Source organism: Mangrovimonas xylaniphaga, assembly GCF_001280435.1.
Classification (GTDB): Bacteria; Bacteroidota; Bacteroidia; order Flavobacteriales; family Flavobacteriaceae; genus Mangrovimonas_A; species Mangrovimonas_A xylaniphaga.
Map to the genome: position 1 here is coordinate 135150 of NZ_LBIP01000022.1, position 23419 is coordinate 158568.

At 38.3% G+C, this 23419-nt stretch carries 20 protein-coding genes and 1 tRNA gene; 9 read left to right on the top strand and 12 right to left on the bottom strand.

Annotation, left to right across the window (positions count from 1 at the left end):
• Positions 1–14 precede the first annotated feature (14 nt).
• The 6 genes from ZA06_RS16020 to ZA06_RS16045 form a co-directional block, all read right to left on the bottom strand.
• Positions 15–866, bottom strand: a complete 852-nt coding sequence (locus ZA06_RS16020) for a universal stress protein (protein ID WP_053978509.1) — start codon at positions 864–866, stop codon at positions 15–17.
• A 299-nt stretch (positions 867–1165) separates the two neighbouring features.
• Positions 1166–1247, bottom strand: a tRNA-Tyr gene (locus ZA06_RS16025).
• 94 nt (positions 1248–1341) lie between these two features.
• Positions 1342–4047, bottom strand: a complete 2706-nt coding sequence (locus ZA06_RS16030) for a carboxypeptidase regulatory-like domain-containing protein (RefSeq protein ID WP_053978510.1) — start codon at positions 4045–4047, stop codon at positions 1342–1344.
• A gap of 39 nt (positions 4048–4086) precedes the next feature.
• Positions 4087–4968, bottom strand: a complete 882-nt coding sequence (locus ZA06_RS16035) for a GLPGLI family protein (protein WP_053978511.1) — start codon at positions 4966–4968, stop codon at positions 4087–4089.
• A gap of 108 nt (positions 4969–5076) precedes the next feature.
• Positions 5077–5913, bottom strand: a complete 837-nt coding sequence (locus ZA06_RS16040) for a GLPGLI family protein (RefSeq protein ID WP_053978512.1) — start codon at positions 5911–5913, stop codon at positions 5077–5079.
• A gap of 20 nt (positions 5914–5933) precedes the next feature.
• The gene (locus tag ZA06_RS16045; RefSeq protein ID WP_053978513.1) at positions 5934–6296 is read right to left on the bottom strand and encodes a hypothetical protein; all 363 of its coding nucleotides are present in this window, start codon (positions 6294–6296) and stop codon (positions 5934–5936) included.
• A 125-nt stretch (positions 6297–6421) separates the two neighbouring features.
• Between ZA06_RS16045 and ZA06_RS16050 the strand changes: the two genes are divergently transcribed.
• From ZA06_RS16050 to ZA06_RS16070, 5 genes are all read left to right on the top strand, one after another.
• Positions 6422–7951, top strand: coding sequence for a sensor histidine kinase (locus ZA06_RS16050; protein WP_053978514.1), 1530 nt, complete (start codon positions 6422–6424; stop codon positions 7949–7951).
• Complete coding sequence (locus ZA06_RS16055) at positions 7941–8624, top strand: response regulator transcription factor (protein ID WP_053978515.1); 684 nt, start codon at positions 7941–7943, stop codon at positions 8622–8624. The genes ZA06_RS16050 and ZA06_RS16055 overlap by 11 nt, the downstream gene beginning before the upstream one ends.
• A 122-nt stretch (positions 8625–8746) precedes the next feature.
• On the top strand, positions 8747–9457 hold the full coding sequence (locus ZA06_RS16060) for a response regulator transcription factor (RefSeq protein ID WP_053978516.1): 711 nt from the start codon (positions 8747–8749) through the stop codon (positions 9455–9457).
• An 81-nt stretch (positions 9458–9538) separates the two neighbouring features.
• Complete coding sequence (locus ZA06_RS16065; RefSeq protein ID WP_053978517.1) at positions 9539–10318, top strand: hypothetical protein; 780 nt, start codon at positions 9539–9541, stop codon at positions 10316–10318.
• 3 nt (positions 10319–10321) lie between these two features.
• Entirely contained in the window at positions 10322–10936 is a 615-nt protein-coding gene (locus ZA06_RS16070) for a deoxynucleoside kinase (protein ID WP_053978518.1), read from the top strand.
• A gap of 4 nt (positions 10937–10940) precedes the next feature.
• Here the strand turns inward: ZA06_RS16070 and ZA06_RS16075 are convergent, their stop codons facing one another.
• From ZA06_RS16075 to ZA06_RS16100, 6 genes are all read right to left on the bottom strand, one after another.
• Positions 10941–11936, bottom strand: a complete 996-nt coding sequence (locus ZA06_RS16075) for an App1 family protein (RefSeq protein WP_053978519.1) — start codon at positions 11934–11936, stop codon at positions 10941–10943.
• A gap of 15 nt (positions 11937–11951) precedes the next feature.
• Positions 11952–13217: an MgtC/SapB family protein gene (locus ZA06_RS16080; protein ID WP_053978520.1), complete on the bottom strand. Its 1266-nt coding sequence runs from the start codon at positions 13215–13217 to the stop codon at positions 11952–11954.
• A gap of 121 nt (positions 13218–13338) precedes the next feature.
• A complete protein-coding gene (locus tag ZA06_RS16085; RefSeq protein WP_053978521.1) occupies positions 13339–15699 on the bottom strand; it encodes a sodium-translocating pyrophosphatase in 2361 nt (786 codons plus the stop codon).
• A gap of 115 nt (positions 15700–15814) precedes the next feature.
• Complete coding sequence (locus ZA06_RS16090; RefSeq protein WP_053978522.1) at positions 15815–16342, bottom strand: inorganic diphosphatase; 528 nt, start codon at positions 16340–16342, stop codon at positions 15815–15817.
• Positions 16343–16538: 196 nt separating this feature from the next.
• Positions 16539–19037, bottom strand: coding sequence for a DUF5686 and carboxypeptidase-like regulatory domain-containing protein (locus ZA06_RS16095; protein WP_053978523.1), 2499 nt, complete (start codon positions 19035–19037; stop codon positions 16539–16541).
• 64 nt (positions 19038–19101) lie between these two features.
• Complete coding sequence (locus ZA06_RS16100; RefSeq protein ID WP_053978524.1) at positions 19102–20079, bottom strand: pyruvate dehydrogenase complex E1 component subunit beta; 978 nt, start codon at positions 20077–20079, stop codon at positions 19102–19104.
• Positions 20080–20467: 388 nt separating this feature from the next.
• Here ZA06_RS16100 and ZA06_RS16105 point away from each other — a divergent pair, with 388 nt between their 5' ends.
• The 4 genes from ZA06_RS16105 to ZA06_RS16120 all read left to right on the top strand — a co-directional run.
• Entirely contained in the window at positions 20468–21214 is a 747-nt protein-coding gene (locus ZA06_RS16105) for an electron transfer flavoprotein subunit beta/FixA family protein (protein WP_053978525.1), read from the top strand.
• A gap of 64 nt (positions 21215–21278) precedes the next feature.
• Entirely contained in the window at positions 21279–22238 is a 960-nt protein-coding gene (locus ZA06_RS16110; protein WP_053978526.1) for an electron transfer flavoprotein subunit alpha/FixB family protein, read from the top strand.
• 112 nt (positions 22239–22350) lie between these two features.
• Positions 22351–22956: a bifunctional nuclease family protein gene (locus ZA06_RS16115; protein WP_053978527.1), complete on the top strand. Its 606-nt coding sequence runs from the start codon at positions 22351–22353 to the stop codon at positions 22954–22956.
• A gap of 93 nt (positions 22957–23049) precedes the next feature.
• Positions 23050–23419: lipocalin family protein (locus ZA06_RS16120; RefSeq protein WP_205625723.1), on the top strand; the 370-nt coding region annotated here is incomplete at its 3' end.

Sequence of the window (23419 nt, forward strand, 5' to 3'; positions counted from 1 at the left end):
CAATAATACCCAAATTACGCCTTAAGCAATTTTGAAGGAATCAATAAAAATGGGATTTTCAAATTAAACCCAATTTGATTGATATTGGATTTGAAAAACAAATTCTCGAAAAAGGAGTGCTTATTATTGATCATGACCAATAAATTGATTTTTGCCTTGATCTGAAATTTTTCGATGGCATTTACAACGGTAGCATTACTCACACTATGAAATATATGAGCTATGTCTTTAAAGTAAGTTTCCAAGGTATCTTTATTCTTTTCTTGCCATTCAGAAAGTCCGTTTTCCGGAACCACATTTAAAATATTGACCCGAGAACTATGAGCAGACAAAATATCGCGGATAGGCTTTAATTGACTCTCCTTATAATCGATGGAATAATCGGTTGGAAACAGCACCTCATGAGGTGTTTCAAAAGGAAAATTTTCTGGAATTGCCAATACAGGACATTTTACATTTTTAAACACCTGTACTGTATTGGATCCAAACAAAACCCCTTTGGTCCCCGAAGCTCCCTTGGTTCCCATCACAACATAATCTATAGCCTTTTCCTTTACAAAAAGGATAATTTCCTGAATTAAGGTATTAAAAATAGCCATGGTCTCAATTGTGTGCTTAGGATTGCGAAACTCTTTATGCATCCGATCCTTAAAATCATTCAATTGCTCTACTGAATTTGACCTAGCCGTATCCACCATTCCCAGTTTGTCGGGAATCATCAATGCATATTCTATCTGATAAATTGGAGGTGTATAAGTGTTCAGCAAATAAAACTTGCAGGTTTCATGTTCAAAAAGCTGCAAGGCATATTTGATGGCATTCCAAGAATTCTCAGAAAAATCGGTGGGAAGAAGAATATTTTTCATGACATTTAAATTTGATTTTCATGTGCTTTGGGCCCTTCTTCTGCTATACTTAGGAATAAACCTCAACTAATTCTCAATAAAATCTAGGGGTTATGGACAATGAAACCGTTGAAGGAGTTGAAAATTTCAATCCAAGATTCCACTACTAAAGTTACACAACTTAAACACTTAAAACAATGACATATATCAGCAGGAATTTGAACTCAAAGAGTTCCTAATTTTAAAAGAGAAGCCGTTAAAACAGAGAGTATTTAAAAAGCAAAAAGCCTGCAATTTCTTGCAGGCTTCTGTTGTTTTAGTGGGGAGAGCAGGATTCGAACCTGCGAAGACATAGTCAGCAGATTTACAGTCTGCCCTCGTTGGCCGCTTGAGTATCTCCCCCAAAACCGAGCGCAAAGATACACCAGTTTTTCATTTGAGCAAATAAAAAAGAGAAAAGAACTCAATTATTTTTCCTTCTGAAAGAATTAACCTTCTACAACGTATAAATCAACCTAAACGTAACATACATTGGCTGAATATAATACTCACTGGCCCTAATACTGGTATCACTGGTACTACTTTCGTTTTGAGCCCTCGTGTCCAACAAGTTAGTTGCTTTTAGCTCATACTCCAATTTGGCATCTTGATTTTTTCTATAGGACAAGGATGCATTCCAAAACTTATAATCGTTGATTGTACCATCTTCATTGCTGAAATTGGTATAGGAGAAATCTGTTCTAAAAGTTATGGACTTCCAAATGTAGGCATCAAACTCAACGGATGGCGTACTGGTATAAAACTTAGCTCTAGTATCGCCTTGGTCACTATCTTGAATGGTATAGGCATAGCTTAGTTCCACATTTGGTGCCTCTCTAAAATTGGTACGAAGTTCGGCTTTATAATTTTGGGTGTAGTTTTCATTCACCGAGGTTTGCGACTGAATGAATTGTGCAAATTTGGAATAGGTCAACCCTCCATTAACGGAAGCCTGCAATTTCCCAAAACGCCTTTGAAAACGTCCATTGGCCGAAGCTGTTTCATCCGCAAATGACGAGTTAAAAGGGGAACTGGTACGAATCACACTTTCAAAATTGGACAGATTCCTAATTTGATCAATGCGCTTCCTATAACTTACCATAGCAAACACATTGGTATAATTAAACATGTTGAAACTGAAATACGTCAGGTTGAGGTTATGCGACACCGCATTATCCAAAGTCTCGTCCCCGGCAAAAATGGCATTATAGTTATTCAACACCAGCCCCTTTGCCAAATTGGTCACATCGGTAAATTGGGTTTGCATCCTATAATTCAAATTGATATTTTCACTTTTCTTCAACTGAATACGCATATTGAAATCTGGCAGTACTCGGAAGAAGTTGTCCTTATACGTATCGCCATACTGCACATTTTTTGTACTGTAGGCATGGGTGGAAAATCCAGGAGACACGGTAAACTTCCCTCGTTTGAAACGGTAATGAACCCCCAAATAAATATCACTGAAATTATAATCGGTATTATTGGTATCCAATCCGTCATTAAAAGTTGGTGTAGGGTCAAAAACCGAACCATCATCCAAAAACTGAAAGATCTCAGAATCGAACTTCTGATTGCTCAAAATGGTTCCGAAGGTAAAATTGATATCGCTTCGTTGGCTCAATACATTCCAATAATCCAACTTGGCATCCATTTGATTGGACTTGATTCGCTTGTCCTGCCCTATGTCATACACCAACTGGTCCGCGTTCATCCCCAAAGCGTTCCCTGTATTCTCATAATTCTCCTTATCCTCTAAAACTGCATTGTAAAATGGATCTTCATCCTGAAGCAAATGCTGCACTTCCAAAGCGAAAATATTCTTCTCATTCAAGGTATAGTAATAGTTCAGATTTTGATTAATGCTATACGGACTGGTTTCTTCATACTGGTTGGTGTTTCCTATCACAGAAGAATTGAACAACTGGTCTTGCGACTCCTTGGACATCCTCCCCACAATATCATAATCCAACTGGTTATTCACATTAGGCTTATACTTAGCACTCAGTTTTAGCATTCCCAAATCACTTCGTTGCATGGTATTGCTTTGGGTAAGCTCATCAGGAATTCCCAACTCCGGGTTGGTGTATTGCACAAAATTGTTTTCTTGAAGTTCGGTTTTAGTGTTTGAGAAAATGGCAAACCCACTTAAGTCCAATGATTTTTTTGGCGAATAACTAAAGTTGGCCGCCCCAAACTTGGTACTGATAGCTTTGGCGCGATTATTTTGCAATGCTAGAAAGCCTAAGTTGTTATTTCCTAAATCAATGTTGGTACCACTTTGTCTACTCGGCATTCTAAAGCCTCCCGTAAAGTTGAAATAGTCGCGTCTAGTAAAGGCTACTTCCCCTATATTGTTCAAATCTCCAATAAGGTTGATGCTGTATTTAGGACTGTAATAAAACAGTTTGGGCTGCACCACATACAAACCATCCTCGTTGGCCACGCCAGAACCTCCCGTAACATGGCCAAACCAAAAGTTCTCCTTACCTTCTTTCAACTTAATGTTTATGGCAATATTATCTTGGTTATCTGTCACTCCTTTCAATTGCCCCACTTCGGCATAATTTTTAAGCACCTGTACTTTATCCACCGCATTGGAAGGAATATTTTTAGTGGCCAATTTTGAGTCGCCATCAAAAAAGTCCTTTCCATCCACCATCACCTTCGACACTTTCTTACCTTCAACTTCTATTTCTCCGTCATCGGTCACTTCTACCCCAGGCAATTTTTTCAGAACATCCTCAAGTTTCCGTTCCGTTCCATTTTTAAAAGAATCGGCATTGTAAATCAAGGTATCCCCTTTTACCGTTACAGGCATTTCATACACCAATTCCACCTCATCCAGAGTGTTGTCCATTTGCAAGGAAAAGTCCTTAGTAATATCTGCTTCTTGGGTTGAAATAATTTCTTCATGGGTTTTCATCCCAATGTAACTCACCTGAATCTTGTACTTAGAATTAGCCTTTAAATTCAACTTAAAACGGCCCTTATCGTTAGTTGTCCCGAAGGATTCCAAAGTATTGCTCTCTTGATTGATGGCAATAACATTGGCCAGTTCCAAAGGGGTCCCGATACTGTCCTTTACAACGCCCTCTACTTTAATTTGGGCAAAAGAATAACTTGTCGCTAATAGCAACATGGCTAACAAAAATCTTTTCATTTTAGTGGTTTGGAATGTTTGATACTATAGAAATTGCGATTAGAAACGTCTGCCTTCACCGTGACGTCTACCCCCATACATTTCGCGCATTTCCTCAATTTTCTTTTTCATGATGTCGTTATACTCTTCACGAGTAACTTCTTTCCCTTTCGAAGGTATTTTAATGGTTTCCTTCTCGTCTGGGTTCAATACAATTTTAGAACACAGTATGGTCGTTCTATCTGCGTTGACTTCCAAAATCAACCCTGGCAATCCCCAATATTCTCCAGGCCCCTGGTTGACTGGAATTTGTGGTGTGTACCATGCGGTAATAATAATTTCCTTTGGAACTTCCACCTCATCCATGATATTTTTAGATGTAGAATCTTTGGCTTTTTCCTTGTCTTGCGACTCGCTACGGTCTTTTGGTGGACGTGGTCTCATACTCCTAAAATCCATGTCATCCACTTTTTTTACTGCCGTAGCTTTGAAACAGGTATACTGACCAATTTGCTTGGTTTCGCTTTCCATTTTCCACTCCAACTTTGGCAATTCGTCCTTGATTAAAAATTGCTTTCCAAAAAACTCCTGCTCCTGTAGCAATTGAGCATCCTTTACATTTTTATACTGTGGTCCCGCTGTGAAATTCCCCATCATTCTCATAGGTCCTCCTGCACCGGGAGTTTCCAATTTTTCTTCTTCTTTATATATGGACTCCGTTTTATTGAACACAAGAATGAATGTCTTCTCAAACATTTGTTTCATGCGCTCGGCCATCATCTTTTTTTGTTCTTCTGTAAATTGCCGGCCACCTCCAAAATTGGACATGTCGATGGTAGTTTTGGATTCGTAAATGGCTTTGCCCTGAAATTCTTGTGCATTTGCCATACTCGTCATGACAAACATGAACAATAGGCATAATTTGGTAGAAATCGATTTCATATGATAAGGTGGTTGATTGTTAAATGATAAAATTATCTCTTAAACACCATATTAGACTTATGAAATCTTTAATAGTTAATCCTACAAGTGTTAAAATTTTCTTAAATACTACCCGCCAATCTTAATTTCAATATTGTGACCGACACCCCGCTCGGAATTATAGCGTTCTTCCATTTCCTGGAGTTTCTTCTCCATGATCTTGTCGAACTCCTCTTGATTTACCTCCTTGCCCTTTTTGGGCTCCGAAATCTCAACCTTATCTGCAGGGTTCAAAACAATCTTGCTACAAATAATGGTTTCTGAGCCATCATTAACTTCAAGGATCAACCCTGGCAAACCAAAATAGTTGGCTGGCCCATTATTTATAGGAATTTGGGGCGTGTACCAAGCCGTCACGGTTACCGTTTCCATTTCAGGCTCCCTTTCCTTGCTTAAATCCTTATCGCCATTTACACTAATTCCACTAACAAGCTTGGGTTGCACCCTTGTAATGGTTGCTTTGTAACAGGTATATTCTCCTATATTTTTGCTTTCCGATTGGAATTGCCAATCTTCCTTTTTCAACTGATCCTTTATTAAAAAAACCTTCCCGAACACATCATTTTGATTGGTATAGCGTTCTTCTTTTGTATTCTTATACAATATATCCGAACCTCCGGTATTTACTACCACCATTTGCATGCCCCCCATTTGAGGCGCTCCCAGTTTTTCTTCTTCTTTATAGATAGACTCTTCCTTGTTAAAAGACAAAATGAAAGTCTTTTCAAACTGTTTTTTAAGCATGTCCATCATTTTTTGGTGCATCTCAGAATTCACCTGACTACTATCCAATTGGATATCGATTTTACGTTTGGTTTTATAAGTGGCAACGCCTGTAAAATCTTGAGCATTGGCAATGGTTGTAAATACCATCAATATTGCAAATACTTTAATAACTGTTTTCATAAGTAGTTCTTTTTGATTTTTTATTGGTAATAGCCCAAGGCCATTTTTTGTATCATTTTAATTTGATTGCAAAAAGCTTCCAAATCATTGGAATTGCCATCGGCCTTCATGGACAAAGACGCCTTTTTTCCGTTTTTCATTGGTTCGCCATAGCACACAATTTGAAATGACAATTCTTTATTGGCTTCGGAGTTTTTAAAGATATCCTGTATTTCCTCAAGATTCAAGTCCTCCAAGTCTTGCATTGATTCAGCATTAATACTTATGGAAATACTTTCAAATTTAACCTCATCACTTCCGCCAAAGTCTGCTACGCTTGGTGATTGAGCCAAGCATAAAACAGACATCAGACTTGTGACTAACACAATAATTAATGTTTTCATAACTGTTCGATTTTTGATTAATTGACACTACAAATATGGTTGTTAATTTCTGCAATTACAGTTAACTAGTGTTAACGAGTGTTAACCGGTTAGTTTTCCAATGGCATAACATTTACATTTGAGTTATGAACGATAAACGCTACAATTGGATTTTATACATTATTGTTTTGGTAATCCTTTGCACCATTGGCATACAGGTGTATTGGAATTACAAAAACTATCTTTCCAACAGGCAGCAATTGATCAATGAAGTCCAAATAAGTTTGGACAACGCTGTAGACGACTATTATACCGAGTTGGCCGAAAACACGACTATTGGGTTTGCTTTCAATGGTGATGGGCAGGATGAATTTATGAAAAATGGCGGTGCTTTTGACAGTATCATCAGGCAAATTGATTTTTCTACCAAACATTACCAAGGATTAGATTCTCTTGAGCTGAAAGCTATAGACGGCGTTTCAATTTTTAAGGGCAAAGCAGCCGATTCCATGTTAAGCTCCCTTAACCTTCACAAACCAAAAACAGGAGACCATGTATTGGAAGCAGCCTTCAACAATGAAGTAGATTCCACAAAGCGAAAAAACTTCGAAATACTCACCTCGAAAGTGGTCATTTCATTGTCCAGCGATAGTATTTCACTTCCAAAAATAGACACACTTTTCCAAAAGGAACTACTAAGAAAGCGTATTGACATTGACTACAAACTCACTGAAAATGTCAATGACAATGATACCATTACCCTAAACCAACTCTCGTTCACACCAAAGAGTCAAAAGCTAAAAAAACAACATGTCTTAAGCACAACTTCGGAATCCTCATACTTGCCAAGAGGCAACAATCTAACGGTATTTTTCGCCAATGAAAAAGCAGAAATCCTACAGCGAAGTCTTTCTGGAATTCTTATATCTACCATCCTAATTTTAGCCGTTATCAGCTGCCTGTTTTATTTACTAAAAATCATCAAACACCAAAAACAGTTATCTGAAGTAAAAAATGACCTAATCAGCAATATCACCCATGAATTTAAAACACCTATAGCAACCATTAGTGCCGCCATTGAAGGCATTAAAAATTTCAACTTACAAAACGACCCAAAAAAAACAGAGACCTATCTAAACATTTCCAACCAGCAACTTTCCAAACTCAACACTATGGTTGAAAAGTTATTGGAAACCGCCACTTTGGATAGCGACAACTTACCACTGAATAAAGAGACCGCCAACATCACAGAGCTCTTGGAAACAGTCATTAACAAACATCAACTTCAGCTTGAAAACAAAACTTTAGTATTCCAACCTAACCAAAAAGATGTGTTAGCGCATATAGATGTTTTCCATTTTGAAAATGTACTCAACAACCTTTTGGATAATGCCATTAAATATGGTGGCTCCCAAATAAAGGTATTACTAGTCCAAAATGGAAATGGTTTTAACATAGAAATTTCCGACAACGGAAATACCATTACCACTGCACATAAAGAGCAGATTTTCGAAAAATTCTATCGTATTCCCAAAGGAAATACACACGATGTAAAGGGCTTCGGTATTGGACTGTATTATACCAAAAAGATTATTGAAAAGCATGGCGGGTCCATTCAATTGGACCTAACCAAAGATTGGACAACTTTTAAAATTAACATGCCTAATGACTCCTAAAACCACCATACTCCTAGCCGAAGATGAGGCTGCTTTGGGGCAAATTATCAAGGAGAGCCTTGAAACCAGAGACTTTAATGTACTTCTCTGCCCAGACGGCGAAGTTGCTTTGAGCACCTATAAATCGCAACATCCAGACATTTTGGCTTTAGATGTAATGATGCCAAAAAAGGATGGTTTTACGCTAGCCAAAGACATTCGAGCCATAGACGACAACATTCCTATTATTTTTTTAACGGCCAAATCCCAAACCCAAGATGTGGTAGAAGGTTTTTCGATAGGCGGCAACGACTATTTAAAAAAACCCTTCAGTATGGAGGAACTGATTGTACGGATTCACAACTTACTGAATAGATCTAAACTCCAAAAAGCTTCTAAAACCTTTCAGCTGGGCAAGTTTACCTTTGACTTTCCTAAACAGACTTTACAATTCCTAGATGAAGATCCCATTCAATTAACCCACAGGGAAGCCCATTTGCTATTTCACTTGATCCAAAACAAAAACAAGGTTTTGGATCGTTCTGTGATTTTGAACAAACTTTGGGGAAATGACGATTTTTTCAGCGCTAGAAGTATGGATGTATTCATTACCAAACTTCGAAAAAAATTAAAGGAGGACCCTGAAATCCAAATTTTAAATGTACGAGGGTTTGGGTATAAACTCATTTACTAAACTTTTTCTCCCTCATATAAAGCCATCTATTTTTTCATGATTCTAGTCATTTGAATAACATTAATAAGTTGCCTATTTTTGCAGAAAATTTCGAAAGCATCCCGACAAAAAACTAAGGCTCTATGGAAAGACACATTTTATTAGCTGAAGATGATATAGACCTTGGCACTTCTCTTATACAATATTTAGAATTCAACAAGTTCAAGGTAAGTTGGGCCCAAAATGGAGAAGAAGCTTTTGAGATGTTCAAACAACAAACTTTCGATATTTGCATCCTTGATATCATGATGCCCAAAATGGATGGATTCTCCTTGGCAAAAAAAATGGTGGGCAGCAACCCTCATATTCCTTTTTTGTTTCTAACAGCAAGAAAAACTAAAAATGACCGTTTCAAAGGATTACGTTTAGGTGCCGATGATTATATCGTGAAACCTTTTGAATTGGAAGAGCTCATTTTAAGGGTAAACAATATCATTAGAAGAACCCTCCAACAACAAAAGCTAACGGTAGAGACCCAAACTTCAGACCTTATACAAATAGGCAAATACACCTTCGATTTCAATAACCTTGAACTTCACTTTGGAGATTCTATCCAAACCCTAACTGAAAGAGAAGCGCAACTGATATACTTTTTTTCAAACTACAGAAACCAATTGATTCCAAGGGAAGATATTTTAACCAAAGTCTGGAATAAAAAAGACTTCTTCTCTGGCCGCAGTATGGACGTATTCATTAGCCGCGTCCGTAAGTTTTTTAAGGATGATGAAAATATCAGCGTAAGAAGAGTTAGAGGCGTAGGACTTGAATTTCAAGTAAATGAAGAATCAGAATAAAAAAAGCAGCTAATTAATTAGCTGCTTTTTTTTCCTATCCACGCTTCCAAACTTTCAAATGCATTTTGTAATTTCAATTCCATGAAGTACTCCCTTTTTTTATTGCTTTTTTACAGCCTCCTTGCAAGTGCGCAAACGTCTATTAAAGCCACTTTTGTTGACTCAAGACCTTTTAAGGCAGATACCATCATTGCTATTGACAATTTTGAATCCCTCTACTACATCTCCAATAATACCTTCCACAAGAAATATCAAGGAAAGGATATCAACTACGCCAATGTGCAACTGGGAAACCTTACTTCGGCAAATACTTTCAATCCGTTAAAAATCAATTTGTTTTACAAAGACTTTAATACGGTTGTTATTTTAGACAATCGTTTGGCAGAAATTTTCAGAATTGATTTCAACACCAAACAGCCCTATAAAAATGTCTCGCTTATAAGCACTGGTTTCGACAACAACATATGGATTTTCAACCAGGATTTACTTCAATTGGAACTTTACGATTACAAAACCAATATCACAAAAGCAGCCGCCATGCCCATCCAATCCAAAGTTTTGGACCTTAAAAGCAATTACAACTACTGCTGGCTACTTACCGAAGATTATCTGTACACCTACACCTATACTGGGAGTTTACTTTCCAAAATAAAAAATGAAGGCTTTACAGCTATGGGTACTGTTAATGAAATCCTTATCCTAAAAAAAGACAACCAACTTTACTTTTTGGGAAATGGACTGAGTCAATTCCAAAGTATCATCCTTCCCGAATTGTTAATAAAACAGTTTTTAGTAACCAACCAAACCTTGTATATTTACGATAGGGAAACCCTCAAACAATTCCATTTAAAAATTGATTAACATATGCATTTTGCAGTAGCAGGAAATATTGGCGCTGGAAAAACAACGCTTACAAAATTACTCGCCAAACATTTTCATTGGGAACCACAATTGGAAGATGTGGTAGACAACCCATATCTAGATGATTTTTACAATCAAATGGAACGTTGGAGTTTCAACCTGCAAGTTTACTTTTTGAACAGTCGTTTTAGACAGGTATTGCAAATTAGGCAAAGTGGCAAGGACATTATTCAGGATAGAACCATCTATGAAGACGCCCATATTTTCGCTCCAAACCTCCACGCCATGGGCCTTATGACCAATAGGGATTACGAAAACTATCGCTCGCTTTTTGACCTTATGGAATCTTTGGTACAAGGACCTGATCTGCTTATTTACTTGCGTAGTTCTATCCCTAATTTAGTGTCGCAAATCCACAACAGAGGAAGGGATTACGAAAGCTCTATTAGCATTGATTATTTAAGCAGGTTAAACGAACGCTACGAAGCATGGATTCATGGTTACGATAAAGGCAACCTTTTGATTATTGACGTAGACCAATTGGATTTTGTGTCGAAACCAGAAGATTTAGGTGAAGTTATCAATAGAATTGATGCCCAAATAAACGGTCTCTTTTAATACCTTATTTAATAAATTTATTGGCTCTTGCATGGGCTATGGCCTGTTCGCTACTTTCCACCAAAAGTACTGGTGTGGTTTTGTAGTTTTCAAACAAACCGCGAACCCTTAACATTTTTTTGGTGTGTTTGACACTGCGAAGATAGATGGCCAAGACTCTATCTGGGTAATTTTGCGCTATTTCAATATAGATATCCGCATCATATTCGCCGCTATCCCCAATCAAGATAAACTTCATCTTAGGGTAAGTTTTAAAAATATTTAAAATCTCCTTTTGCTTTTGTGGTTTATCCCCTCTTTTTTTCTGCAGAATATTTTTAAAACTTCTTAGCAGAATAGGCCCTTTCGGAAATTGATGCTGCCTTAAAAACAACTCCAAATATCGGTACATATTCCACGGACTATGACTGACATAAAAAATAGGATTCGCATTTTCACCTGATCTTCCCCGATGCAATAAATGATAAAATCCAGGAGCTCCCTCTAAAGGCAACCGATGCTTGGCATTCTTAAAGATGGTATTGTAAATTACACGCCATTTTAACAACGATACCACACCAGTATGTAAAAGCGTGTCATCAATATCGGTAATAACACCATAATCCACTTTTTCGGAAGGCACCAACAGCTCCCCCTTAAACCTATTATTGTTTTGAATTTTCCGCTTTGGATGGTCATCGCTATAGGACACCTCAAAATGCACCCAACCTTCCTCATTGGTCAATGCGTGTAAATCTTCAAAAGTGGTATCTACCAAAAAATAGCCGTGGTCATCAGTTTGGGTTTCAATTATTCTTGTATCTGGCAGGGTAATTTTAAGATTGGCGTATTTAATTTCATCGCTTTCAAAACGCTTCCAAGAATTTACAAATAATTGAAAAATATGATGCTGATCGAGATCAATCGATTCGTCTTCCAAAGCCCTGCCCCTCACATACAAATGGGAATTGGTCCCGTAACTTTGAAACACAACAATTTGAAGCGGGTCTTTTTTAAACATTGAAACAAAATCATTTTATAAATGCCACCAATCTGGCCACAACCAAATAATAAAAAGGCCAACTACCAAGGCAACCCCAAACACTACACCTACCCATTTGGCAAGCTGTTTTGTACCTAACATCATTGCCATAATACCCTTAAACACTAAATTGGAAAGTGCTGCTAGCAGAATAAGTTTCCAACCTAAATGCACGGAAATATTATCAATTTTCATCAATTGGGAAATCGACAAGGTAATGGCATCCACATCGGTTAGACCACTCACAATTGAGACCAAATATAAAGCTTCATTCCCAAATTTCTCTTCGGTAAATGCCACTGCCAACAAAATAAGGGCATACAGTAACCCAAACAAAAGGGCGCTTTTAAATTGAGCAGGGTTTTCAGGTTCTGGCATTTCATCATCAGTTTCATCCTTATTCACCAAATAAAATAAGGACGCACAAAGCAAAGCCAACACTATAATTTCTGCCAGTATGGGCAGCAGAATATAATTGAGCTTTTGGGGAACTACCACCGTTATTTCTATAAGAACCCGAACCAAGGACACCATGGATGCCGTGGCGATGACAAATGCCGCCATTTTATTTATATCACTGGTACTTTTGGTTTTTCTCGCATAACTTACCGTAGTAGCCGTACTGCTAATTAACCCTCCCAAAATTCCATTGGCAATCACCCCCACTCTTTTACCTGCAAATTTGTAAATGAAATACCCTACTACACTTATCCCTACAATCAAGGTAATCATCAACCAAATATTCCTTGGATTGAGCACACCATAAGGACCAAAAGTTTTATCAGGAAGAATGGGAAGAATCACCAAACTGATTCCTGCCAAGGTCATAATAGCAGAAAGATCCTTTTCACTCAAACGGTCTATAAAATGGTGCAACCGTTCTTTTACATACAACAAAATAGCCATCAAGGTCCCTACAATAACCCCAACCAACTGATCTCCCAAGACTAAATAAGCCCCAATGGAAAACATCAATAAGGCAGCTACCTCAGTGGTCTGGCCAAAATCCTGAGATTCGTCAGACTTATATTTGATCATATTAGCCGTCACAAACATGGCCGCAATAGACAATCCCAAAGCTGGTAAAATATATGGGTTGTCATATACTTGGGTTAAATACGCAGCCATTACGCCCAACACAGACAAAAGGGTGAAGGTCCTTACCCCCGCCATTTTATTATCGCTTTTTTGCCTTTGCACCCCCACTAGCAGGCCAAGTCCAAAAGCAATTCCCAAAGTGGTTAGTTGATCGTAATTCATAAATTAAAGATAGTAAATCAAATGCGCTTCGTAGGGAGTTTCTTCCTTCAAAAATAGTTAACACAAAAAACCATGCCTCTCGGCATGGTTCTTCAAATTAACACTTAAAAGACCAAACGTCTTACTCTTCTTTTTTTATGTCTTCAAGAGCCTGTTTTACCTCGTCCAAACTTCCTTCTAAAACCATCTCTTCAGTTACCGTCTCTCCATCTTCGGTAAATACAGTCGTTACCACCGCTCTGGCATTTTCAGCTTCCACAGACTGCATTTCTATTTTTATTTCCTTTTTAATTTCTTGACTTTCCATAGATTCGCCTAAAGCCGAATGAAAAGAGTGCCCTCCCAAAATAGGCGCAATCACCAAACCAACCAAACAGGTCAACTTGATCAAGATGTTCATCGATGGTCCCGAGGTGTCTTTAAAAGGATCTCCAACCGTGTCTCCCGTAACCGCAGCTTTATGGGCATCACTCCCCTTATAACTCATTTCACCATCTATTTCTACCCCAGCCTCAAAGGACTTTTTGGCATTATCCCAAGCACCTCCAGCATTATTTTGAAAAATAGCCCACATTACACCACTCACACACACACCAGCCATATACCCTCCAAGTGGCTCAGGACCAAAAACAAATCCAATAATAATCGGGGTAATAATCGTAATCAAACCAGGTAAAATCATCTGACGTAATGCTGCTTGGGTAGAAATATCCACACACTTTGCATATTCTGGCTTACCGGTTCCTTCCATGATCCCCGGAATTTCACGGAACTGGCGTCTCACTTCCTTAACCATTTCCATCGCCGCTTTTCCTACAGACTCCATAGCCAATGCAGAAAAAATTACAGGAATCATCCCCCCAACAAACAACATCGCCAATACATCTGCCTTGAAGATATTAATACCTTCTATCCCTGTAAAGGTTACATATGCTGCAAATAAAGCTAACGCTGTTAAAGCGGCCGAAGCAATGGCAAACCCCTTTCCTATGGCTGCCGTTGTATTTCCCACAGAATCCAAAATATCAGTACGTTCTCTTACCTCAGGATCCAATTCACTCATTTCTGCTACACCTCCTGCATTATCGGCAATTGGTCCAAAAGCATCAATAGCCAACTGCATAGCCGTGGTCGCCATCATGGCAGAAGCTGCTATGGCCACACCATAAAATCCAGCCAATTCATACGACCCGAAAATGGCAACAGCAAATAACAATACAGAAAAGAAAGTAGATTTCATTCCCACTGCAAGTCCTGCTATAATATTGGTAGCAGACCCTGTAGAACTGTTTTGAACTATCCCTCTTACCGGATCTTTCCCGAGTGCCGTATAGTGTTCGGTAACGGTCGCAATTAGAGCGCCCACACACAGTCCTATTAAAGTAGCCCAGAACACATGCATGGAAGATACCGTTTTGTATCCTTCCCCAAAGAAACTCATGGTTAGAGTGTCCGGCAACATATATTTTATCAAAAGAAAACTAGATAATAAGGTTAGAATAATGGCAGCCCAATTACCATAATCCAACGCTTTTTGAACCTGGGCTTCCTTAACATCATTACTTGAAATTTTCACTAAAAATGTTCCAATGATAGAGGCTAGAATACCGATTCCGGCAATTACCATTGGCAACAAAATAGGCCCCATATTATTGAAGGCATCCGTAAAAGGAGCATCTTGAGACATATCTTTGATCACATAATTCCCAAGTACCATAGCCGCTAAAACGGTAGCTACATAACTACCAAATAAATCGGCGCCCATACCAGCTACATCCCCTACGTTATCACCAACATTATCAGCAATAGTAGCAGGATTTCTAGGATCATCCTCAGGAATTCCTGCTTCCACTTTCCCTACCAAATCGGCTCCTACATCGGCTGCTTTAGTATAAATACCTCCACCTACACGAGCAAATAAAGCAATAGACTCGGCTCCTAGGGAAAAACCAGCCAAAGCTTCCAAGGCCATGGTCATTTCTTCATAAAAAGAGGCATTTCCAACAATAAACATTTTTATGAAAATAGAAAACAAAAGACTCAAACCCAAAACCGCCAAACTCGCAACCCCCAATCCCATCACAGTGCCTCCTCCAAAAGCTACTTTTAAAGCTTGTGGCAAACTGGTTTTGGCAGCTTCGGCAGTTCTTGCATTAGCTTCGGTAGCAATGCGCATCCCTATATTTCCAGCCAAAGCAGAAAAAATGGCTCCCAAAATGAAAGCCACGATGATTATCCAATGTGTTGTTGGAACAAAATATGAAATTGCAAAAAGCGCCACAGAAGCAATCGCCACAAAAATAGCCAGCAATCTATATTCGGCATTTAAAAAAGCGAGAGCGCCTTCTTTGATAGACGTTGAGATCTCCTGCATTCTTTCATTACCGGGAGCCTGCTTCTTTACCCATGCCATTTTCACGAACATAAAAAGCAGTCCTAAAATTGCCATTGCAATTGGCACAAAAATCATATTTGATTCCATATCCTAATGTTTTAAGTTACAAAAATTTACGTTAAATGTAGGAAAAACAAAGAATATAAAAAACCCCTTAATTTTATTAAGGGGTTTTTGAAAATAATTTATTTTTTAAGGGAACTTATATGGTAAAGCTTCCTTTTTTGAAGTGCCCACTCTCTTGGTAACGCTGCACACATTTGCTAAAAATTTCATAGGCTTCTTTGGCATCTCCCCAACCACCAACGTCAACTTTCTTTTCTTCCAAATCTTTATATACTTGGAAGAAGTGCTCGATTTCTTCCAGTCTATGTGGATTCAAATCACTAATGTCACTTAATTTATTCCAAATAGGATCCGATACCGGTACACAGATTAATTTTTCATCCGGTCCTTTTTCATCTGTCATATGGAAAACTCCAATTGGCTTTACTTCCATAACACACATTGGGAATGTTGGTTGATGCCCCATTACCAAAACATCTAGTGGATCACCATCCAAGGCCAAAGTTTCAGGAATAAACCCGTAATCACCAGGATACATCATTGATGAAAACAACATTCGATCGAAACGAATTTTCTTAAGATCGAAATCATATTCATATTTGTTACGACTCCCGTTTGGGATCTCAATTAACACATCAAAGGTTAAATCATCTTTCGTACTCATTCAATATTTATTTTTCTACCTCTAAAAAAGAGATACAATGTTTAGTTTTTTCGAAATTCAAAGGCGCAAAGATACGGAAGTCTTTATGCTTAGACAACTAAAAACTATTGGACTTTAGTTTAAGAAAGTGTAAAACGGGGCAACCTTGCAAAGAATAAAGGCCATATCCTTATAAAAACTACATTAAAGTAAATTTCTAGAATTGGAAGTTAAACCCTCCTGTGATTCCAAAATCCCTTGCTGATGGAATTTCGAGATAATTCCCCCTGAAATTAAAGTCTAAACGGAACACCTTAAAAATATTGCCCACTCCCAAACTATACTCGTAATAGGGTTCATCTGTAGGGGCTATATACTCCAGTCCGGAAGCATTCAAATCTCTATTTTCTTGGGATATTTTTCCCCATGCTGCCCTAAAACCAACAATGGCCCTTAGATTGAATTTCTTTATCACCGGAATACGGGAGAAAAAACGTCCATTGAAATTATGCTCAAGGTGTAGCGAAGTATACGTATCCGTTACAAACTCGTAATAATCCAACAAACTAAAAGTATTGTAAATTGAAAAATACGATTGGTTCCCAGGAATGACACTCAACAATCCAAGAGGCACCGCTCCAAAAGTCTTTCCTGCCTCAATTACCGAGGTCAAACGTCCAAAGCCACCCAATTGCCATGGTTGGATATAGGAGAACTGTAATTTGGTATACTCAAAATCACTTTGAAAAACCACCTTATCACCTCTACTAACCTGCGCAAACAAACTAGCATAAGTATCATTGGCACTGGAACGCTCCACCCCAAAACCTGTCATTTTTCGGCCTGGAAAATAGGACAAAGAAAGTGTGGTCTGGTATTGACGGACTTCAGATGCAATTCCCGAAGGAGATTCTTCATCATAATAGTCCAAACTAAAGGTTTCCGAAGCTGAACGCAAGGTTCTATAATCACCAATTATGCGCAGCACCAAATTCTTTACGGGCTCAATTTCGGCTGCCAATGTGGTTAAATTGATATTGGTCAATTTATCGTTGACACTTGTGGTAAACACCGCTGAAGAGGCAAAACTACGTCCCAAAACATCGGTGGAATTGGTAAGACTCGCCCCTATTTGTTCTACATCGCGACGGTTTCCTCCAGAAATAATGATACGGTTCTTTTTATCCAACAACCATTTTCCTGAAATCCCGTATTTAAACTTGTTGTCCTTAAAACCGTAGGCCGTAAATCCTTCAACACGCCACAAATCATTATATCCAAAATAAGTCCGTCCCCCAGCCCGAAGCCTAAAACCTTCAACATCGTTATAACCAAAGGTTGAAAAAATAGGTCCGTAATCAAAGTTCAATTCCGGAAACTCCTTGTATCCTGAAGCAAACATGCTTACCGTGTTATAGACTCGCTGAAACTTTTTAACGGTTTTTAAGGTATCGAGCATTTTGTAGACACCCTGCTCATCCTTATTGAGGGATTCCAAACGGTTCTGCTCCCAAAATTCATCATCACGATTGTAGATTTCCTTATTAAAATCGAAAACCTCCTCTACATAGAATTTGGGATCCTTAGGTTTATCGAACACATAGTTGTTGTACAAAGTTGTTCGCTTTCCATAAACCCCTTTGGCTTTTTCCTTTTTCTGAAAGGCAAAATCGGACATGAAATAATCCCTTTTGATTAAAAACACCGAATCATTGAGTACCTCAAACTCCTGTTCGATATAGATTTCCTTCACCCAGTTGATATTAGCACTCTTGGAGGCTTGCATGTTGATTTCCTTAATGGCAAAAGTGGTATCGGCTACCCAAAAATCCCCTTTAAAAGTCAGCTCGTTTTTACGTCTAGGGTAGTAAATAATGTTATAGCACCATTTGTTTTCAATAAAAGCACTATCGGAAAGCACATAGTTATAAGTATTGATCCCTGTTTTAGACAATGGACTCACAAAACTCTTATCGAAAAACTTAAGGTAATTATCATACACGTCATAATCGGCATACAAGTCATCCACAAAATCAATAAGCGCTTGATTATCGCTAAAACCAGAATTTTTATTCCCCTTTAACTCTTCACGCTCCTTTTTTATCTCATTGTCCCCATACACCCTACTAGCCGCTTCGTTGATGAATATTGGCAAATAGGTTTTTCCCGTGACATTGGAAGTATCCACTTGCTCAAAGACAAACTCCATTCCTTTGAACAAGTTCTTTTCCATAAAAGCACTGTCTATGGTGTTGATATCAAATTCAACTTTTTCATATTTATCGTACTCGTATTGATTAAACATACGAAGTCCGTTTGATCGCTTATGAGCCCAGATTTTCTTTAAAATTCCAATGGCAGGATTCTCCGATTCCTTTTTGGATTGTTTACCAGTTACAATAACTACCTCCCCTAAGGAAGCAGCTTCCTCCTTGAGCACAAGATTCAAGTTATAGTTGACACGTTTAAGCAAGGCTAACTCCAAGGTTTCATAGCCCAAAAACGATACGGTTAAAGTATCCCAATTATTATCGGACTCTAGATAAAAACGCCCTTCTTCATTGGAGATGGTCCCCTCTGTAGATCCCTTAAAAATAACGTTGGCATAAGCCACTGGTTGGTTGTTTTCATCTATTACATAACCGCTAACTTTGGTTTGCGAAAATCCAAATAATAACCCGAAGAAAAAGAATAGAGAAAATAGTTTTATGTTCATAAGCAAAAAAACTTCATCAGCACAAATATGCCAATGAAGTTTATATAACGCAAAAAAACGCGTTTTATTTATACATTACCTTTTTTACAGCTTTAACAACATCGGTACTATTAGGCAACCATTGCTCCAATAAAACTGGAGAATAAGGCGCAGGAGTATCGGCAGTGTTAATTTTTACAACAGGAGCATCCAAATAATCGAATGCCTCAGATTGTACGATATAAGTAATCTCGGTTGAAACGTTTCCAAATGGCCAAGCTTCTTCCAATACTACCAATCTATTTGTTTTCTTAACAGAAGCCAAAATAGTTGCTTTATCTAATGGACGTACAGTACGCAAATCGATAATTTCACAAGAAATTCCTTCTTTAGCCAATTCATCAGCAGCGATATAAGCTTCCTTAATGATTTTACCAAAAGATACAATGGTTACATCGGTTCCTTCACGCTTAATATCAGCTACCCCTAATGGAATAGTGTATTCTCCTTCTGGCACTTCTCCTTTATCGCCATACATTTGCTCACTTTCCATGAAAATTACTGGATCGTCATCACGAATGGCTGATTTTAAAAGTCCTTTGGCATCGTAAGGATTTGATGGCACAACTACTTTAAGACCTGGCGTATTGGCAAACCAGCTTTCAAAAGCTTGAGAGTGAGTTGCAGCCAACTGACCTGCAGAAGCTGTAGGTCCACGAAATACGATAGGACACTTGAACTGTCCACCAGACATTTGTCTGATTTTTGCCGCGTTGTTTATAATTTGATCAATTCCAACCAAAGAGAAGTTAAACGTCATGAACTCAACAATTGGTCTGTTTCCAGTCATTGTCGAACCCACCGCGATTCCTGCAAAACCAAGTTCAGCAATAGGAGTGTCAATAACACGCTTAGGGCCGAATTCATCCAACATTCCTTTTGATGCCTTGTAAGCACCATTGTATTCTGCGACTTCTTCACCCATTAAGTAAATGCTTTCATCTCTACGCATTTCTTCACTCATGGCTTCGCAAACAGCTTCTCTGAATTGAATTGTTTTCATTTGTATATTATTTAAATGGTCAGATAAAATTCACCTATTGCCCTGTAGAAAACTTACGGTTACAATAAGGCTCCTCTCATTTATATTTCAAGTTTAAATTGGATAGCAAAAATAGGAATAATTCATAAAAAAATAATCCCCTTTTCCCACGATTTGTAATTTTTGAAAGGCCCCAGATAAAACAGCATTCTATTTTCAAACCAAATTCACTCCTATTTTTAAGTAATTACCACAAAAACGCATATATATTTTAACTTTTTTTACCATAAACACCATATTTCTCTCAAAAAGGCAAAATTATATTATGCGTGCATAGCAAATATTCAAATGAATTTATTTAACTTCGTAACCTCGAAAAAAAAAGTACTTATTAAATAATAATATCAATATGAAAATATTAGTATGTATTAGCCATGTACCTGATACGACTTCAAAAATTAACTTTACCGAAGGCGACACTAAATTTGACACCAACGGTGTGCAGTTTGTAATCAATCCTAATGATGAATTTGGTTTGACTCGCGCCATGTGGTTTAAAGAAAAACAAGGTGCAACTGTAGATGTTGTAAATGTTGGAGGCCCTGAAACTGAACCTACCCTAAGAAAAGCCCTTGCCATTGGAGCAGATTCTGCTATTCGTGTAAACACAGAGCCAACCGACGGTTTTGTGGTTGCCAAACAATTGGCAAAAGTTGTGCAGGATGGTGGCTATGACCTTGTAATTGCCGGACGTGAGTCTATCGACTACAACGGAGGTATGGTACCTGGTATGTTGGCACGTTTAAGCAATGCCAACTTCGTAAATACTTGTATTGGTCTTGAAGTTGAAGGCACTGCTGTAACAGCTGTAAGAGAAATTGATGGCGGAAAAGAAACCGTTAGCACTTCTTTCCCTCTTGTTATTGGAGGTCAAAAAGGGTTGGTAGAAGAAAGCGACTTGCGCATTCCTAATATGAGAGGAATTATGATGGCTCGTAAAAAGCCGTTAACAGTTCTAGAACCTGTGGAAGCATCTGCCGAAACAGCATCTGTAAAGTTTGAGAAACCAGCTCCAAAAGGTGCTGTTACCTTAATCGATCCAGACAACGTAGAAGAATTAGTTAACCTACTTCACAACGAAGCCAAAGTAATTTAATAACCTACATATAAAACCCAATTGAATTTGATTCAATTTTAGTTTTATATATCAAATTAAGCTTATGTCAGTTTTAGTATATACAGAATCAGAACAAGGAACATTTAAGAAAGTGGCGCTGGAAGTAGCGTCTTACGCCAAAGCTGTTGCCAACCAAATGGGCACTACCGTTACTGCGGTAACCATTAACGCCGAGGACACTTCCATTTTAGGAACTTACGGTGTTGACAAAGTATTAAAGGTAAGTGATTCCCAATTAGAGAAATTCAATGCCAATGCTTACGCTAGTATCATTGCCCAAGCCGCTCAAAAAGAAGGCAGCCAAGTAGTGATTGTAAGCTCAAGTTCAGACAGTAAATATTTAGCGCCACTTTTGGCCGTAGACCTGAATGCAGGCTATGCTTCCAACGTAGTTGAAGCTCCAACAAGCACCGCTCCTTTCACAGTTAAACGTACAGCATTTACCAATAAAGCGTTCAACATGACTACCATCAATACCGATGTAAAATTGGTTGCGCTTTCTAAAAATGCCTTTGGTCTTGTTGAAAACAGTGCCGCCGCTGCTGCAGAAGACTTCACTCCTTCTATTCCGGAGTTTGGAGTAAATGTACAATCGGTAGATAAAGTAACTGGAAAGGTTACCATTGCCGATGCAGAGATTGTAGTATCTGGTGGTCGTGGTCTTAAGGGACCTGAAAACTGGGGAATGGTAGAAGAGCTTGCCGATGTTTTAGGAGCTGCTACTGCTTGCTCAAAACCAGTGAGCGATTTAGGATGGCGTCCGCACAGTGAACACGTTGGGCAAACAGGAAAACCTGTGGCTGCCAACCTGTACATTGCCATCGGAATTTCAGGAGCAATCCAGCATTTGGCTGGTATCAACGCTTCCAAGGTAAAAGTAGTGATCAATACCGATCCTGAGGCTCCATTCTTTAAGGCGGCCGATTACGGAATTGTTGGAGACGCCTTTGAAGTTGTTCCTAAACTCATTGAAAAATTGAAGACATTTAAGGCACAACAATAATATTTTTTATAACTTGTATCTTTAAAGGACTGTTTAAATTTAGTTGACTTACAAAATCTGTCATTAGTTGTTGCTAAAGTCCTAATTTAAACAGTTCTTTGTGTTTTTTATTATGAGTTTAGTACGTCTTAACATAAAAGGAATTTCATATAGTCAAACACAAAATGGTGCCTACGCACTTATTTTGAACGAGGTTGATGGCGACCGAAAACTACCTATCGTGATAGGTGCTTTCGAGGCACAGTCCATTGCCATCGCCCTAGAAAAAGAAATCCGACCTCCAAGACCACTAACCCACGATTTATTCAAAAATTTTGCCGATCGGTTTGATATTATTGTCAAACAGGTCATTATTCATAAATTGGTCGATGGTGTATTCTATTCGAGCTTGATTTGCGAACGCGATAAAATTGAAGAGATTATCGATGCCCGAACAAGTGACGCCATTGCCTTGGCCCTAAGGTTCCAAGCCCCTATTTTTACCTATAAGAACATTTTGGACAAAGCTGGGATTTATTTAAAAGTAAACCCAAAAAGTGAAGAAGAAGGTGACAGTATCCTCGTGGATGATTTGGTTGCCGAAGAAGTTGAAGCTGGGATTCAGGAAAGTTTCAAGGACAAATCTTTGCAAGAATTAAATGCACTCTTGGAAGAAGCTGTTAAAAATGAGGATTATGAAAAAGCTGCGAAAATAAGGGACGAAATCTCCAAACGTTAGTTTCGCTGTTTAAAATGAGTGTTTGCTTGACGGTTATGGGTGCTTCAAATTAGTATTTTGTAGCTCACATATGATCTAATAAACTCAAAACAGATGAAATATTTTTTCTTGGCTTTTACAGCTATTTTTTTTGCAATAAATACACTCTCATCGCAAAGCATTGAAAAAAAATGGCAATTTCAAACTATAGAAAACACAACAGGTCAACCACTTTCTTCTGTTTCTGATTCAGATTTTTTTCAATTGGAAAACGGTTCGTTTTCTTATCAAACGTCTGCCGAAAACCAAGAACCTCATACTGGAAATTACGTACACCAAAACAACGTTTTGGTACTGTACTATAACCAACCTAAAGACACCATACGCCATTTCAGCATCAAGGAACTTACCGATTCCACTTTAGTATTCTCCGAAAAAGAAATCATCTATCACCTAAAGCCTGTTCCTACACCCACCCACACAT

What these genes read in the sequence shown, in the direction of transcription:
- ZA06_RS16115 (WP_053978527.1), top strand. Translation starts at nt 22,351, where the DNA reads ATGAGTTTAGTACGTCTTAACATAAAAGGAATTTCATATAGTCAAACA.
- ZA06_RS16105 (WP_053978525.1), top strand. Translation starts at nt 20,468, where the DNA reads ATGAAAATATTAGTATGTATTAGCCATGTACCTGATACGACTTCAAAA.
- ZA06_RS16070 (WP_053978518.1), top strand. Translation starts at nt 10,322, where the DNA reads ATGCATTTTGCAGTAGCAGGAAATATTGGCGCTGGAAAAACAACGCTT.
- ZA06_RS16055 (WP_053978515.1), top strand. Translation starts at nt 7,941, where the DNA reads ATGACTCCTAAAACCACCATACTCCTAGCCGAAGATGAGGCTGCTTTG.
- ZA06_RS16095 (WP_053978523.1), bottom strand. Translation starts at nt 19,037, where the DNA reads ATGAACATAAAACTATTTTCTCTATTCTTTTTCTTCGGGTTATTATTT.
- ZA06_RS16085 (WP_053978521.1), bottom strand. Translation starts at nt 15,699, where the DNA reads ATGGAATCAAATATGATTTTTGTGCCAATTGCAATGGCAATTTTAGGA.
- ZA06_RS16075 (WP_053978519.1), bottom strand. Translation starts at nt 11,936, where the DNA reads ATGTTTAAAAAAGACCCGCTTCAAATTGTTGTGTTTCAAAGTTACGGG.
- ZA06_RS16040 (WP_053978512.1), bottom strand. Translation starts at nt 5,913, where the DNA reads ATGAAAACAGTTATTAAAGTATTTGCAATATTGATGGTATTTACAACC.
- ZA06_RS16090 (WP_053978522.1), bottom strand. Translation starts at nt 16,342, where the DNA reads ATGAGTACGAAAGATGATTTAACCTTTGATGTGTTAATTGAGATCCCA.
- ZA06_RS16030 (WP_053978510.1), bottom strand. Translation starts at nt 4,047, where the DNA reads ATGAAAAGATTTTTGTTAGCCATGTTGCTATTAGCGACAAGTTATTCT.
- ZA06_RS16065 (WP_053978517.1), top strand. Translation starts at nt 9,539, where the DNA reads ATGAAGTACTCCCTTTTTTTATTGCTTTTTTACAGCCTCCTTGCAAGT.
- ZA06_RS16080 (WP_053978520.1), bottom strand. Translation starts at nt 13,217, where the DNA reads ATGAATTACGATCAACTAACCACTTTGGGAATTGCTTTTGGACTTGGC.
- ZA06_RS16035 (WP_053978511.1), bottom strand. Translation starts at nt 4,968, where the DNA reads ATGAAATCGATTTCTACCAAATTATGCCTATTGTTCATGTTTGTCATG.
- ZA06_RS16100 (WP_053978524.1), bottom strand. Translation starts at nt 20,079, where the DNA reads ATGAAAACAATTCAATTCAGAGAAGCTGTTTGCGAAGCCATGAGTGAA.
- ZA06_RS16050 (WP_053978514.1), top strand. Translation starts at nt 6,422, where the DNA reads ATGAACGATAAACGCTACAATTGGATTTTATACATTATTGTTTTGGTA.
- ZA06_RS16110 (WP_053978526.1), top strand. Translation starts at nt 21,279, where the DNA reads ATGTCAGTTTTAGTATATACAGAATCAGAACAAGGAACATTTAAGAAA.
- ZA06_RS16060 (WP_053978516.1), top strand. Translation starts at nt 8,747, where the DNA reads ATGGAAAGACACATTTTATTAGCTGAAGATGATATAGACCTTGGCACT.
- ZA06_RS16020 (WP_053978509.1), bottom strand. Translation starts at nt 866, where the DNA reads ATGAAAAATATTCTTCTTCCCACCGATTTTTCTGAGAATTCTTGGAAT.
- ZA06_RS16045 (WP_053978513.1), bottom strand. Translation starts at nt 6,296, where the DNA reads ATGAAAACATTAATTATTGTGTTAGTCACAAGTCTGATGTCTGTTTTA.